16 protein-coding genes are annotated in these 15,675 nt (G+C 32.4%); 7 read left to right on the plus strand and 9 right to left on the minus strand.

From position 1 onward, the window contains the following. Positions 1-12: 12 nt before the first annotated feature. The 6 genes from JG554_RS02540 to JG554_RS02565 all read right to left on the minus strand — a co-directional run bounded on the left by JG554_RS02540 (position 13) and on the right by JG554_RS02565 (position 5,663). Entirely contained in the window at positions 13-753 is a 741-nt protein-coding gene (locus JG554_RS02540) for an ABC transporter ATP-binding protein (RefSeq protein WP_019468799.1), read from the minus strand. 255 nt (positions 754-1,008) lie between these two features. Next, positions 1,009-1,521, minus strand: a complete 513-nt coding sequence (locus JG554_RS02545) for a DUF4242 domain-containing protein (protein WP_019468800.1) — start codon at positions 1,519-1,521, stop codon at positions 1,009-1,011. A 361-nt stretch (positions 1,522-1,882) separates the two neighbouring features. Next, positions 1,883-2,584, minus strand: a complete 702-nt coding sequence (lrgB, locus tag JG554_RS02550) for an antiholin-like protein LrgB (protein WP_019468801.1) — start codon at positions 2,582-2,584, stop codon at positions 1,883-1,885. Continuing rightward, positions 2,581-3,024, minus strand: coding sequence for an antiholin-like murein hydrolase modulator LrgA (gene lrgA, locus JG554_RS02555; RefSeq protein WP_046207562.1), 444 nt, complete (start codon positions 3,022-3,024; stop codon positions 2,581-2,583). The genes lrgB and lrgA overlap by 4 nt, the downstream gene beginning before the upstream one ends. Before the next feature lie 120 nt (positions 3,025-3,144). Continuing rightward, entirely contained in the window at positions 3,145-3,909 is a 765-nt protein-coding gene (locus JG554_RS02560; protein WP_046207563.1) for a response regulator transcription factor LytR, read from the minus strand. Beyond that, a complete protein-coding gene (locus JG554_RS02565) occupies positions 3,906-5,663 on the minus strand; it encodes a sensor histidine kinase (RefSeq protein ID WP_046207564.1) in 1,758 nt (585 codons plus the stop codon). Before JG554_RS02565 ends, JG554_RS02560 begins: the two co-directional genes overlap by 4 nt. Before the next feature lie 346 nt (positions 5,664-6,009). On the opposite strand from JG554_RS02565, the gene JG554_RS02570 reads away from it, so the two are divergent. The 6 genes from JG554_RS02570 to pcp all read left to right on the plus strand — a co-directional run bounded on the left by JG554_RS02570 (position 6,010) and on the right by pcp (position 12,378). Beyond that, complete coding sequence (locus JG554_RS02570) at positions 6,010-7,401, plus strand: MFS transporter (RefSeq protein WP_070037446.1); 1,392 nt, start codon at positions 6,010-6,012, stop codon at positions 7,399-7,401. Between the two features lie 229 nt (positions 7,402-7,630). Next, positions 7,631-9,226: a M20/M25/M40 family metallo-hydrolase gene (locus JG554_RS02575; protein ID WP_203265362.1), complete on the plus strand. Its 1,596-nt coding sequence runs from the start codon at positions 7,631-7,633 to the stop codon at positions 9,224-9,226. A gap of 98 nt (positions 9,227-9,324) precedes the next feature. Then, positions 9,325-9,765 carry a DUF805 domain-containing protein gene (locus JG554_RS02580; protein ID WP_064209313.1) on the plus strand — a complete coding sequence of 147 codons (441 nt, stop codon included), beginning with the start codon at positions 9,325-9,327 and terminating at the stop codon, positions 9,763-9,765. 303 nt (positions 9,766-10,068) lie between these two features. Further along, the gene (locus tag JG554_RS02585) at positions 10,069-10,773 is read left to right on the plus strand and encodes a DUF969 domain-containing protein (protein ID WP_070037450.1); all 705 of its coding nucleotides are present in this window, start codon (positions 10,069-10,071) and stop codon (positions 10,771-10,773) included. Then, positions 10,766-11,692: a DUF979 domain-containing protein gene (locus tag JG554_RS02590; RefSeq protein WP_046207569.1), complete on the plus strand. Its 927-nt coding sequence runs from the start codon at positions 10,766-10,768 to the stop codon at positions 11,690-11,692. The genes JG554_RS02585 and JG554_RS02590 overlap by 8 nt, the downstream gene beginning before the upstream one ends. Positions 11,693-11,736: 44 nt before the next feature. Continuing rightward, on the plus strand, positions 11,737-12,378 hold the full coding sequence (gene pcp, locus JG554_RS02595) for a pyroglutamyl-peptidase I (protein ID WP_203265363.1): 642 nt from the start codon (positions 11,737-11,739) through the stop codon (positions 12,376-12,378). 119 nt (positions 12,379-12,497) lie between these two features. Here pcp and JG554_RS02600 read toward each other — a convergent pair whose 3' ends face one another. Together JG554_RS02600 and yidC are read right to left on the minus strand one after the other, a co-directional pair. Beyond that, complete coding sequence (locus JG554_RS02600) at positions 12,498-12,998, minus strand: GNAT family N-acetyltransferase (RefSeq protein WP_046207571.1); 501 nt, start codon at positions 12,996-12,998, stop codon at positions 12,498-12,500. A 128-nt stretch (positions 12,999-13,126) separates the two neighbouring features. Next, positions 13,127-13,942 (minus strand): membrane protein insertase YidC, encoded by an 816-nt coding sequence (gene yidC / locus JG554_RS02605; protein ID WP_070037455.1) that lies wholly within the window; start codon positions 13,940-13,942, stop codon positions 13,127-13,129. 236 nt (positions 13,943-14,178) lie between these two features. Here yidC and JG554_RS02610 point away from each other — a divergent pair, with 236 nt between their 5' ends. Next, positions 14,179-14,991: a metallophosphoesterase gene (locus JG554_RS02610; RefSeq protein WP_046207572.1), complete on the plus strand. Its 813-nt coding sequence runs from the start codon at positions 14,179-14,181 to the stop codon at positions 14,989-14,991. Here JG554_RS02610 and JG554_RS02615 read toward each other — a convergent pair whose 3' ends face one another. After that, a complete protein-coding gene (locus tag JG554_RS02615; RefSeq protein WP_070037467.1) occupies positions 14,992-15,603 on the minus strand; it encodes a C39 family peptidase in 612 nt (203 codons plus the stop codon). Between the last annotated feature and the right edge of the window lie 72 nt (positions 15,604-15,675).

Raw genomic sequence — 15,675 nt, forward strand, 5'->3', positions numbered from 1 at the left:
AGTTACAACTCCTTATATGTAATATTCAGGTTCTGCTTGATGGTGGTTTAATGCGAATTTTTCCATAATATTATTTCTTAAAGTTAATAAATAACTATCATTTCTATTTCTCGGATGTGATTGTTCAATTGAATATTGGCTTATAATATTACAGCCATCGCCGAGTAAGATAATGTGATCAGAAAGGTAAATGGCTTCATCAATGTCATGCGTAACTAATATAATCGTAGCTGTAGATTGTTTTTGGAGTTGTACAAGTTGATCTTGTAATTTATAACGTGTAAAAGCATCCAGTGCGCCTAATGGTTCATCCATCAATATGACTTTGGGTTGATGGACTTGTGCACGGCAAAGTGCTACGCGTTGTTTCATTCCTCCAGATAATTGCTCTGGAAACGTCTTTCCTTTATGATCTAAATCAACATATTTTAAATAATTATTGATTTCACCATCACTCATTTCGCGATTTAATCCTAAACGAATGTTGTCATTAATGTTTTTCCACGGTAGTAAATTATGATGCTGAAAAATCATTAAACAATCAGGTGATGGATTTTGTTTTAATTGATCTTCAATTTTAACAGTACCTGACGAAGGTGTTAAAAATCCGCCTATAATGTTTAACATGGTAGACTTTCCACAACCACTTTTACCTAGAAAAGTAACTATTTTACCTTTTTCAATATTTAAATTAAAATCATCGATAACACGATGGTCTCCAAATTGATGTTGGATGTGATTAATGCGAATCATGGCAACACCTCTATTATCCCTATCTAATTAATATGTTTTTTTGATGAAAAAAAAAAAGCGGCAGAAATCTAAAATGTATCATTTGATTTCATATTGCCGCTCCTTGAATAGTGTTTAGGTTATTTATAAGTTTACCCCAATTTTTAGCTTAAATAAGATTGTTAGCTAGCAATGGTGTGACGAGTATGATACATACTTATAAATAACTTTTGCTAACTAAACCTGTGGAATTATAAATATAAAGAGAAAGTTTAGTTATAATTTTTCAATATCATCAATAGGTGTATCTACAGCTTTTCTTGCACGACGAACGGCGTCTTCATCAGGTGCATCATATAAGCAGATACATTTTGACATATCTTCACATACATAAGTACGTTGGAATTGAACTTCAGGGACTTCTTCATAGTGGACAGAATTTTTCTTTTTACGCGCTAAATATTGATCCATTGTGATACCTTCTGGGATGTTCCACGTAACAAGATAATCAACGTGTGCATCACCTTTTTTAACTTCTTCTAAGTCTTTACCTACTAAACGTACTTCTTTAACTAAATTAATGTTGATAGATGCATCTTCAAGAAATTGTTTAGCTTCTGTATCACTGTTCGCTTCTACAATAAAATAGCCATGTGTTAAATCTTCTGTTGCTTGTACTTCAATTAATGTTGGTACTTCACCAGTAGTGAGTTTTGCTGCTTTATCTTCTAAGTCTTTTTTAGACTTTGCGAAATCAAGATTATTTGCTTCGAGTAAATATAATGTCATTTAATAGAACCTCCAATGTTTATAATAAATGCATAGTACTATAATTCTTATCAAAATACAAGGATATAAAAGGATGTTATTTTAATTTTCTGATAATTGTTAAAAATTATATTCTATGTAAAGTAAAATCTTTCGGGAAACATGTAACGTTAATTTTTAAAAAATTTCAAAACGTATATAAAATGATATAAACATTTATATTTAATTAAACTGTATTAAATATAAGAAAAAACGGGGAGAAAATTTTAGGTTTCATAAAATTAAAGAAAACGTCAACTTCTATATTTATCATAGAAATTGACGCTTAAGCTTGAGCAAGCATTGTTTATGTTCTAACTTTTTATCGTTGTGATTTTAGATATTATAGTAAGACTGTTGCTAAAATTGGTGCAACAACGACTACGATTACACCTACGATTACTAGTGAAATAGAGGCCATTGAAGCTTCTGTCTCACCAAATTCTTGTGCAGATGACACTCCTAATGAATGGCCACTTGTACCAAGTGCGAGCCCACGAGCAATAGGGTTTGTAATGTTAAATAATTTAATGAGTTTGGAACCTAAAGCATAAATAATGACACCATTTAAGATTACTGCCAATGATGTTAGTTCTTTAATACCACCAATATCGGCTGATACTGGTAAAGCAATGGCAGTGGTAGCACCTTGTGGTAACATAGATGCAATGATTTCATTTGAAAATTGGAAAGCACTTGCAATGAAATAGATAAATACCAAAGCAGCTGTCGTTCCGAAAGCAATACCACCAAGGATCTGTTTCCAATATTTCTTAAGCACGTCACGTCTTTTATATAACGGAATCGCAAAACAGATAGTTGCAGGTTCTAAAAAGAAATTGATGATGTCGCCACCGATTTTATAATTTGCATAATCTATACCTGTTAACTTTAGAAATGCTATACCGAAGACCATGCTGACAAATAATGGTGTAAATAAAAAGAAGCCATTCGTCTTCTTGAATAATATCGTTGCTACGATAAAAGGTATAATAGATAATAAAATTCCAAAATATGGTGTGTTAATGCCTAAATGTTCAATCATAATTTTTCCTCCGCTAACTGTTTAGGTTTTCTTTTCTTAGGTATAAATGATTTTGTAATTAACATTTGTGAGAAAAATCCTGTGCATAGTAATAATAAGATTGTAGAAATGATAATTAGCAATATAATCAAGATCGGACTTTGGCTTAATACGCCTAAAGAATTAATAACTGAAATACCTGCAGGTACAAATAAGAAACCAATATTATTTGTTAGCGTCGTACCCACTTTTTCAACTTCCCCAAGTTTAACAATCCCTGTACATAAAGCGATAAATAATAAGACTAGACCTATCACTGATGCTGGCATTGGAATAGGCATGAAACTTTCGATAATATTTGATAAAAGCATGATGATTGCCAGCACTAGTACTTGATGAAAAAAGTTATACGTTTTTGAATGACTAGGCTGCTTCTCAGCTTGTTTTTTGTTTGTTTCCATAATGTATTTCCTCCCGAATTAATCTTGAGTTAATTATAATATGAAAACGGTTGCTACTAGTCTTTTTAAAGGTGAATTACGAAACGTATATACTGAGTTGCATTAATTACGATGTGACATTCAAAGTAAGCCCATATTCTGCTTGAACGTTTTCATATATGAGCGACTGACTTGGAATTTTAATGCATTTGTCATCGTAAGTTGATAGGTATAGTTAAACCAATGTTCTATTGTTTGTATGTGTACTTTATTAACAAGCGTGGCACGGTGAATTCTCATAAACAAAGGATCCGCAATTTTTTTTTCGTAATGGTTAAGTGGTTCAGTTGTATGATAATTTTCTTGTAAGGTGTTGATCGTAGTAATACCGTTATTAACAGAAATAGCAATAATATCTTCTAAATTAATGATATGAATACGCTCATCTACTTCAATAGGTAAAACCATTTGTGAAGTTGGCGTATTTTCTTTGTGTGCATCATTTTGATGCTGGCTGACATCATTTGCTTGTTTATAAGTATCGTGATCGAGCGCTGTTTCAACTTTATGGATGGCCTGTGCAATACGTTTTTGTTCGAATGGTTTTAAAATATAATCCGTCGCATCTAGCTCAAAAGCTTTAACGGCGAAAGTATCATGTGCCGTAGCAAAAATAATATGTGGTGGGTTTTGCATTTTGTTAATTTTATTTGCTAAATCGAGTCCACTCTCTTCCATTAAATTAATATCTAAAAAAATTACATCATAACGATCATAAAGTAAGAGTTCTAATGTTTCTGAAACATTTTCTGCTTCATTAATTACATCAAACGTACGAATTTCATTTAATAAGTAATGAAGTTCGTTACGCGCTAAAGGTTCATCATCTACAATAATTGCTTTCAATGTTTTTCGTCCTCTCTTATGAAAAATGGAATAGTATAACTTACGTTGGTACCTTCTTTGCTAGAATGAATATGCATTTTAGCTGTAATACCAAATAAGCCTTCCAATCTGTGATTTAAATTCTCTAAGGCGCTACCTGTGCCTAAATCAGAATAAACACGTGTTTTACCTATATTATTAATTTTATCATCAGGGATTCCTGAACCATTATCTTCAACTGATATATATAATCCATCTGCTGTTTTATAAGCGGTTACGATAATACGATTGTTATATTTACGGTTTTTAAAGGCATGTTTGATGGCATTTTCTATAAGTATTTGTATTGCAAATGGTGGTACAAGTGCACCATAACATGAATCTTCAATATTGAATGAAACATCAAAACGATCTGGATAACGTGCTTGTTCCAGTGATAAATAAGCCTCAACTTGTTGCAATTCCTTTTCAAGTGAAATCGTATTGTTACGTGCACCTTGTAAATTTGAGCGGAAAAATTGGCTGAGCTGTAACAGTAACTTTCTTGCTTTTTCACTATCAATTCTGACTAAGGCAGAAATTGTGTTAATGGCATTGAAAAAGAAGTGCGGATTTACTTGTGCTTGTAGTGATTTGATTTCGGCATCTCTAACTAAAGCGCTTTGTGTTTCAGCTTGTCCTAATTCAAGTTGACTAGAAAATATCTCTGCAAGACCAGATGCTAACTGTTTGTCGGAATGAGAAACATCGTGCCTATTAGTAAAATATAGTTTTAAAGTACCAATAACATCATTCTTGACTCTTAATGGAACGACAATGGCTGCTTCAAGCGGGCATTCAGGATGATTGCAACCAATATCTTCCCTTGAATATGCTTCTTTTAAAGTACCTGCTTGTATTGCCTGTTTTGAAAGATTGGTAATGATTTGTTTTTGGGCAACATGATGATCACTTGCTGCACCTACATGCGTTAATATATCTTTACGATTAGTGATAGCGACTGCCGAAACACGCATAAGATCTAAAATAATGGTAGCTGCTTGTTTGGCAGAATGCTCATTTAATCCTGAGCGGAAAAATGGTAATGTTTCATTTGCTAGTTGTAAAACATCGTGTGTTTGAATAGCACGTGTTTCTTCTTCTTGTTTGATTGTCGATAATATAATTGATAAAAAAATTGCTGTACCGATTGAGTTGATTGAAATCATAGGTAAAGCAATTAATTTAACTAGTGACCAAGCATGCTCCGTATTATCAGAAAAGATTAAGATACAAATCATTTGAATAACTTCTGTAGTACCTCCAATGATAGTACCTTTAACTATGGTAGGATACTGACGTGCACGCATTGCTCTATAACCAAAATAACCGGATACTAGCGCAATAAATATAGATGAAATCAGATAAATATAAGCATCGGCACCACCAATATAAACACGATAAATGCCTGAAATTATTGCGACAAAAATAGCGACGAATGGTCCTCCAATTAACCCTGAAACGCCTATGGTAAGTACGCGTGTATTTGCGAGAGAAGCCTCAGGATCTAAGTGATTATAGACACTGCCATTAACGACTTCATTGCCATTGATTTGTATACCTGTGAAGTTTGAAATCATAGAGAAACACCCGAAAATGATGATGAGCTGCCATTGTGAACTTCGTTTATCTCTTTGATTCATCATTGTTTTAAAGTGATTAATATTCATTAATATATAAGCGATAATAATAATAAGACCTACACGTTCTAGTAATAAAATAAATAAATTTAACATCTCATACACCTTTATAGATAATTTGTCTATCTAGTATAATACATATTTTTGATTATGTATTAATTATTCTTATAGAAAAGAATAGAATTTTTAAACGCTATCAATATATTTTGTGGAATAATTAAAAGTTACTTAATACACTTTGTGTGCTCTTTTTTTAGCAATAAATTGAAGTAAATGTTATTTTTATCTTATTGACTTTTTTAAAAAATGTTTTGAATTTTAAAAAGTCATGTTTACCATGTAATCATTATTATAAGACAAGAGAAAATGTTTTGGAGCTGGACAAGTTAAATCATTAATAATGATTATGGTTGTTTTACGGGGATTTAGGAGGCAAAATAATATGGAATCAGAACAACCATTTGAAGGAGATAACAGACTTCTTTTAGGTATTTTTTTAAGCGTAATAACATTTTGGTTGTTTGCTCAATCGCTTGTTAATATCGTTCCAGCATTAGAAGCATCTTTCACAACTAGTTATGGAACGATAAACGTAGCCGTAAGTTTAACCGCATTATTATGTGGTTTGTTTGTTGTAGGTACAGGAGGACTTGCAGATCGATATGGTAGGGTCAAAATGACTTATATCGGTTTGACTTTAAGCGTTCTTGGATCATTACTTATTATCATTCCAGGATTTGTCCCTTTGTTAGTACTTGGGAGAGCAATACAAGGGCTGTCTGCAGCATGTATCATGCCTTCGACATTAGCAATTATAAATGAATACTATATTGGAAGAAGGCGACAACGTGCGTTAAGTTACTGGTCTATCGGTTCATGGGGTGGTACTGGAATTTGTTCGTTTTTTGGTGGCATCATGGCTACCTTTGTAGGATGGCGATCTATATTTATTATTTCGATAATAGTAGCTTTAGTGTCTATGTATTTAATCAAACACACGCCAGAAACGAAAGCCGTTCAAACTGAGGCATCAAAGCGTGCCAAATTTGATTTTGTAGGGCTAATTATATTAATAGTTGCAATGCTGAGTGTCAATTTAATCATTACACAATCTTCAAATTATGGTTTCTTTTCACCGCTTATTTTGATGTTAATTGTGATATTCATCATTTCAATTATTGTATTTATATTATTTGAAAACAAAGTTAAAAACCCATTGATAGATTTTAAACTTTTTAAACATAAAGCATACAGTGGTGCTACAGTGTCAAACTTTTTACTAAATGCTGTAGCAGGGACGCTTATTGTTGCGAATACTTATTTTCAATCGGGATTACATTTCACCTCATTCCAATCTGGTATGATGACTATTACTTACTTAGTAGCTGTTTTAATCATGATTAGAGTCGGAGAAAAAATCCTACAGGAAATCGGTCCTAAAAAACCAATGCTTATAGGTGCAGGGCTTAATGCGATAGGGATTCTATTAATCTCGTTAACCTTTTTACCTACACCTGTTTATGTCATCAGTTGTGTGTTAGGTTACTTAATTTATGGTGTGGGCTTAGGTATGTATGCCACACCTTCAACAGATACAGCTGTTACTACTGCGCCAGAAGATAAGGTAGGTGTCGCGTCTGGTGTATATAAAATGGCATCTTCACTTGGTAACTCATTTGGTGTAGCTATTTCAGGGACAATATTTACGATTATGTCAGCTCGTGACAATATTCATGTTGGTGCCATGTATGGACTGTGGTTTAATGCTGCATTAGCAATCATTGCATTTGTATTTGTATGGTTATTAGTTCCGAAAAAGCAATTTAATAATTAGTTATGGTAATAAGATTTTTGAAGTAAATAACAAAATGAAATGCATCCTCTATGCTAGATTAAGCATCAAGCATAGAAGGGTGCATTTTTTAGAGTAGTATATATGAAAAAATTAGGATATAGACAAACCTCATATGCGTAAATTAGTTTGAAATGTACAGTAAAATTATTGGTTATCATTGGGAAATCATATTATAATTTAATAAACGCTTACAAGGAGGTCTGGATTGATGCAAACTTTATGGCAAAATGAACAAGATCGTTTAACTTTACTAAAACAACTTGTAAATCACCAATCAATTACGAATACACAAGGAGAGAAAACATTCCCTAATCTGGTAAACCAATTGTTATTTCAACTTAAATATTTTAAGACCAATCCCAATCAAATTCAAAAAATACTAACGGATGATGATAAAGAAGCATTAATTGCTTTTTATCAGGGTTCCCAATCCGGTAAAACTATTGTACTTGTTAGTCATTATGATACGGTCGATGTGTCGGAATTTGGTTTAGCTCATGATTTAGCTTGTAATCCTGATAAATTAAAGCAGTATTTTTTAGAAAACCAAAATTATTTAGATAAAGGGGCTGTAGAAGACTTACTTAGTGAAGATTACTTATTTGGTCGTGGGATTATGGATATGAAAGCAGGTCTCATGTTGCATATGTCTTTAATTGAATTAGCATCCATTGAACAATGGGATATTAATTTGATTTTAGTTACGGTTCCAGACGAGGAAGTAAATTCTTCTGGTATGAGAAAAGCGGTAGAAAAATTAGCAGAATTAAAAGCTAACTACGATTTAGATATACAATTACATTTGAATAGTGAACCTACTCTTCAGCAAGCTACTTCAGATGAAAAACATTATATATATTCAGGATCAATTGGTAAAATCATGCCAGCAGTACTGTGCTATGGAAAGGAAACACATGTCGGTCAGCCTCTTGAAGGTTTGAGTGCTAACTTTATGATGAGTTATATTACACAAGCGGTAGAATATAACACACAGCTAAAAGAACATTTTGAAAATGAATCCACACCTGTACCTGTAACATTAATGATGAAAGATATTAAAGATACATATGATGTGCAAACGCCATACAAAACCATAGGATTATTTAACTTCTTTCTATTTAACAAAACACCTAAAGATGTTTTTAGAGAATTCATAAATACGGTCATCACTGCTGTTGAGCGTTGTGAATCGGATTGGCTATCTGTATTAGAAACAGAAGATTACCAATTCGATAAAAAAATTAATGTTCTGACATATGAGCAACTTAGGCAATATGCTGTTAAACAGTACGGTGAAGAAGCAATCACTAATCTTATAGATCAAACACTTCAAGAAACGTCAGAGTTACATTTACAGAATATTCATGTTGCAGATAAGCTGATGCAAATATGTAAGAATATAGCGCCAGCTGTAGTGACATTTTTTGCTTCACCTTATTATCCAGCTGTTAATGCTTCATCCGACAAGCACGTATCCTCAACTATAGAATTAGTGAAACATACACTAAATGAACAATTTCAGCGTAGTAGTGAACAAGTATATTATTTTAATGGCATCAGTGATACGAGTTATTTAAAGTTTGATGGAGATATGGAACAGATGGTTATATATGAGCAAAATACGCCAAATTTCAATCGTACATACACTATTCCTTTTGAATCAATAAAAGCCATCAGTGCACCTACATTGTTGATAGGACCCATCGGCAAAGATGCTCATAAATTAAGTGAGCGTCTGCATAAGCAGAGCGCATTAATAGAATTACCTGTCGTGTTAGAAAAAGTAGTTAAGTCATATATTTAAACTAGATATGTAGCTAGTACTTGTTAGAAGGTGTGCGATTACGCTATTATGAATAATAAATGTTTAAATAACTTTAATTGAAAAATGGAGTGTCAAATATGATAGAGGCGTATAAAGATTTTTGGAAAAAATATATAGATTTTCAAAGTAAATCCAATAGATTAGAGTTCTGGACACCAGTGCTGATTCATATTGTTAGTATATTTATTGTAGCTATTATTGGTGTTATTGCTTTTATTTCAGGTGCTTTTATTGTTGCTACAATCCTGTCAATATTGGTTGGGATTTTTGTTTTGGCAATGATTATACCAATGTTTGCTATTACATTGCGACGATTTTATGATGCAGGAAGAAGAAGAACTTCTGCCATCATTCTTATAGCTGTGTCTATTATTATGAACATTTCATTTGATTTGATTCAAATCAATAGCATAGCCATCTTACTTAATGTGATTGCATGGATATGTACGATTTTATTAATCATTGAAACATTGCTACCTTCTCGTAATGAATCGGATGCCACTTTAAAATGGCTATAGCATTTTAAATGCGAATGAAGATATGAGATAGCAAGTGTTTAGATGTATGAATTATGGCGAACTTTAATGTCGTAGTAGAGGAATAAGTATAATACACGCGTTTTAACAAAGATGTTCAAGTAATTTTCCAAAAATGAAAAATTAAAATTTATCGCTTATAAGCCGTTGTCATTAAAAGTCTGAAACATGTAAAAGATGTTTTGGACTTTTTTGTTTATGTTGTTAAGGTATAAAAATTATCTGAAAATTCATTGTATTAAAAAAAGTAAACCTTTAATATAAAAGAAGAAAGGTGGAGATAACATGGAATGGTTAAAATTGATTGGAATTTTAATTATAGTACTTGGTTTTTTATTCAAGATTGATACGATTGCTGTGATTTTAATCGCCGCTGTAGCGACGGGACTTGTATCAGGTTTAAATTTGTACGTTATTCTTGAAACATTAGGAAAAGCTTTTGTTGATAATCGTTTAGTTACACTTTTTATTTTAACATTACCTATGGTGGGGTTAATTGAGCGTTTTGGTTTAAAAAAGCAGGCCTCGAATATGATCGGTAAGGTGAATAAAGTTACGAGTGGGCGATTGATGACTATCTATTTATTCATTAGAGAATTAGCGGGTGTTGCATCAATACGTATCGGAGGACATCCACAGTTTGTACGTCCATTGATTAATCCAATGGTACAGGGTGCATTAAGAACACGCTATCATTTGCAAGAACATGAAGTAGACGAAAAGGATATCGAAAAGATTAAAGCGCAGACTTCTGCGATGGAAAATTATGGTAATTTCTTCGGTCAAAATTTGTTTGTAGGGGCAGCAGGTGTATTGTTAATGGTTGGTACGTTTCAGTCTTTAGATATTAAAGTGAATGCCATTGATCTTGTATTAGCATCATTACCAATCGCTGTTATTGTCTTTTTTATTGTGTGGATAAATAATATTAGATTTGATAAATATTTAGATCGGAAATACGGTAAAAAGCAGGTGGTAAGACATGAGTGAGCATACATTAAATCAAATTTTAGAACTATTTTACATATTAATTGGTTTACAATTACTTTATACGGCATATCGCGTGTTAAAAGCATCAACAAATAGCAAAAAATATGGTACAGCTTTATTTTGGATTTTATTAGCTATTTTATTTATTGCCGGTCCTTATATACCTAACGTAATCAATGGCATATTTATCATAGTTATGGGAATATTAACGCTATGTAAACAAGTGGTTATTAAAAATATTATAGATGTCAACGAAGCACAGGGAAATTTAGGTTCACAAAAATATGGAAATAAATTATTTATCCCCGCTATTGTTTTAGCTATAGCTGCGATTATCGTTTCTAATTGGACACCATTAGGAGGAGCAATAGGTTTAGGTGTTTCTTCGATATTAGGGTTACTTGCTGCATATTTTGTTATTAAGCCAAATGGTAAATATATACTTTATGACAGTGACCGTCTAACCCAACAAATTGGAACAGTTGGTATACTACCACAGTTCTTGGCTGCATTAGGCGTACTTTTTACAGTGAGTGGTGTGGGGGATGTTATTTCTAAAGGCATATCCTCTTTTTTACCAGAGGGCAATCATCTTATAGGTGCGGCAGCATATGTCATTGGCATGGTGCTTTTTACAATGTTAATGGGTAATGCATTTGCTGCATTTACCGTTATCACAGCGAGTATCGGTATTCCATTTGTTATCGCCCAAGGTGGAGATCCTGTTATAGCCGGTGCACTGGCTATGACTGGTGGATTTTGTGGTACATTATTGACACCTATGGCAGCTAATTTTAATACTTTACCAGTTGCTTTATTAGAAATGAAACAAGAATTCGGCGTGATTAAAGCGCAAGCGCCCATTGCACTTATATTAATTTTGGTGCATATAGGATTAATGTATGTTTGGGCGTTTTAAAATGTAAAAAGTATAAATTAAAAAATGAAAAGGGGATGTTAATGATGAAAATATTAGTAACAGGGTTTGATCCTTTTGGTGGAGAAGAGATTAATCCAGCATTGGAAGCTGTTAAATTATTGCCAAATGAAATTGAAACACATCAGATTGATAAGATAGAAATACCTACAGTTTTTAATAAAAGCAAAGAAACTATAGTTAATAAATTAAAACAAGAACAATATGATGTTGTATTGGCAATTGGACAAGCAGGTGGAAGATTTGAATTGACGCCAGAACGTGTAGGTATAAACATTGATGATGCGCGTATACCTGATAATGAAGGTAACCAGCCGATAGATGAACTTATTCAATCATCAGGCGATGCCGCATATTTTTCCAATTTACCAGTTAAACGTATGACAGAGGCGATTAAGTCTGCAGGGGTACCAGCGAGATTGTCTAATACAGCAGGTACTTTTGTATGTAATCATATTTTGTATCAACTTGGATTTTTACAAGCAACACAATTTCCAAATATTAAATTTGGATTTATACATGTGCCTTTTATTCCTCAACAAGTCACAGACAAACCTGAAAAACCATCCATGTCTATTCAAACGATTGCAGAAGGTTTGGAAGCTGCTCTCAAAGCGATTATAGAATCAGATGAGGACATTAAAATTGCTTTAGGTGAAACGCATTAAATTATTTTTAGAACATATATTAAAATAAAAAAGCAGTGACACATACTATGATGATAGCGGGTGTCATTGCTTTTTTTAGTGCGTAAAACAATGTAGTAATAAAGTCGTAACTTGTTATTTTAATAATCGTGTTCATTTCTTGAATAATTCATACGAACTTCATAATAAGTTTTTCCAAAATAAGTAGCTTGTTTATCATTGCTCAACTTAAATCCAACTTGCTCATAAAAATGAATTGCATTTTTATTTTCTTCAACTACCCATAGGGTTACATTGTCAGGATAAGATAATTCCAAGGCACGTTGTGTAAGTGCATAACCAATCATATGACGCTGATAATCTTCCAATAAATAAAGTGCGAAGATTTCACTCCAGTCGTCAGAAGAAGATGAGGATTCCGTTTTGCCATAAGATATGAAACCTACTACTTCGTTTTCGACGAGGGCAACTAATGTCGGAACATTGTGCAAATAAGACTTTCTGATAAATTGAGCTTTGTCTAGGTTTTCTAAGTAATTATTTTTAGATAAATGGTCATAAGTTTCCAACCAACTTTCATAGTGGACAAGTGCTTTACCATACTTATCTGCTTCAGTTAATGCTCTTATTGTAAACTCCATACATCTTCCCCCTTTGTTTATCAAATTGTAAATATTATAGCATCTAATGATGTGTAAAAGAAATTTTTGAATTTATTACATGTAAATGAAAGCATTTTACAATTCAATAAAGTAACATGACTCATTGTTTAGTCAATATTTGTTTGATTGAGGGAATCCGCAAGTTTTAAAGCTTCTTGTTTTGCTTGTTTACTGTAATATGAATGAGCAAAGTGCATTTGTAAAATTAAAAACAAACCACTAAATGTCCAATACAAACCAAGTGCTGCTGCAGAATGTAAAGATATGTAAGTTATAAAAATAGGTGATAATATCATCATCACATAATATGTTTTGCGTTGATTTTTAGGGTAATGCATTGCATTTACAAGAGGTTGTATGAAATAAATAGCAGCTGCAATTAATGACATCCATAAATCAGGTTTTGTTAAATTGAACCATAAAAAATGAGGGAATTGATCTATTCCACCACTGCTAGGAAATTTAAGTGTCACGATTAAACCAAATAATATGGGCAACTGTATTAAAATTGGTAAACAACCGATAACGCTTTTTATTGGATTAATGTCATAACGCTTATAAGTGGTCATCAAATCTCTATTAGCTTCACGTTTTTCCTCCTGTGTTTGTGCATCTCTTACGCGTTGTTTGACGTTATCAATTTGCGGTTGTACTATCTTTGTTTTTTCTCTAATAAGATGCATGTTTTTAACTTGTATTAACATAAATGGCATTAAGATAAGGCGTATGGTCAGTACAATCATGATGATGGCTAAGCCATAATTGTCGTTAAACAACTGTCCCAATCCATGCAAAAACATATCAATGGGTTTTACAAAAATAAAGTAAAACCAGCCACTTCTATCCTCTTGTTTTGAATAATCACAAGCAGTTAAAAGTAAAGGTAGCATCGTCATCATTAAGACAATCCAATTTTTCTTCATATGTTATTTCCTCCTGCTCAGGTTTTGAACAATGTAACTTTAACACAATTGCATACAATTTTTAAATATTATTTAAATAATTTCGAAAAACATTTTAATGAATGACTTACAGGTATGTTTGATATACAGAATGATTTGCTGAACGAAACTTAAATGAATACAAGCGGAATATTTAAAGAATAAAGTGAAGTTGTGTCATAATGAAATTGTTAAACGAGTAGAGGAATGTGATAAATATGTTAATAGGCATGATTTCAGATTTACATATCGATAGACATAATAAATTAACGCCCAAAGATTATGAACAGGCATTAGTTACAGTAATTAAGCAACAAAAAATTGAATTATTACTTATCGCTGGAGATGTTTCAAATCATTATAAGTTAACGCAATCATTTGTGAAGGAAATCGAGATACAAACAATGATAAAAGTACTGTTTGTACCGGGAAATCATGATTTTTGGTCAACGGATACTGGGGCGACTTCTTCTGAAATCTTGGATACTTATATCAAAATGGATAATTGCTTAATAGATGATCCTTTTGTCATAAATGAAGCGTGGGCGATTGTAGGTAATACAGGTTGGTATGACTATACATATGCACACTCTAAATTCTCTTTGGAACGCATTGCACGTAGGAAATATTATGGCGCTACTTGGCAAGATAAAGTGAAAATAGATTGGCAAATTGAAGACCAAAAATTATCAATGATAGCGGCCAAACAAGCGATGAAGGATATTGAAAAAGTAAAAGATAAAAAAATTATATTAATGACACACATCGTGACTCATCGTAAATTCGCAGTACCAATGCCACATAGAATATTTGATTATTTTAATGCATTTATAGGCACTTCGGATTTTGATGAAATTTATACCCAATATGATATTAGATATAGTATTATGGGCCATGTTCATTTTCGAAATGTTTTTGAAGAAAACAACGTGACATATATTTGTCCGTGTTTAGGCTATCAACGGGAATGGCGTACACCAGATATAGAACAGGAAATCAACCATGCGTTACACAAAATAGAAATTAATTAATCATTTTTGTAAATGAATGCTCATACGTCCAGGAGCATTATAACTGCTTTCTAATTTCTGTTTGTTAATTTTTATAATTTGATATTTATTCGGAAAAATAGCAGGTATAATAATTGATTTCCATAAATTAGACCATAATGGATCAATATAATAATAATGGTTATCGTCATAACCAATCAGCACGGTAACATGAATATTTGATACCAATTGATGATGTGTATTATCAATTTTAAATGTTTTGCTAAAAGCTTTTTGACCTAAAACAGTGTGATAAATGATGACAGGTTGCCCTTTATCAATGATGTCACACAATGAAGCCAGTGATTTCCCAGTACTATTAACAATGCGTTTATCATACGTTTGTAAATAAGGTGCTAAGGCTGTAGGGAAAATCGTTTGATGATAACCCCATTTTACCCATAAGTGATGACCTACATAGCCTTTATATGGATTATTGGCGTGTTTCGGCCAGTGTTTCATGATATGTGTTGCTGGTATTTTGTGATTATTGAATTGTAATATCATTGCACTTGCAATGCCTTCGCATCCCATAATCATAGGTATCGGGAACAATTGGCTAATTGGTTTAACGGCTAATACTTTTTTATTCATAGATAGAGACTCCTGTATCAAATATTAAAGAATGATTAACATTAATGTTTGCTTTTATTATATATCTATATC

It is taken from the genome of Staphylococcus sp. 11-B-312, assembly GCF_016743055.1.
Classification (GTDB): Bacteria; Bacillota; Bacilli; order Staphylococcales; family Staphylococcaceae; genus Staphylococcus; species Staphylococcus ureilyticus.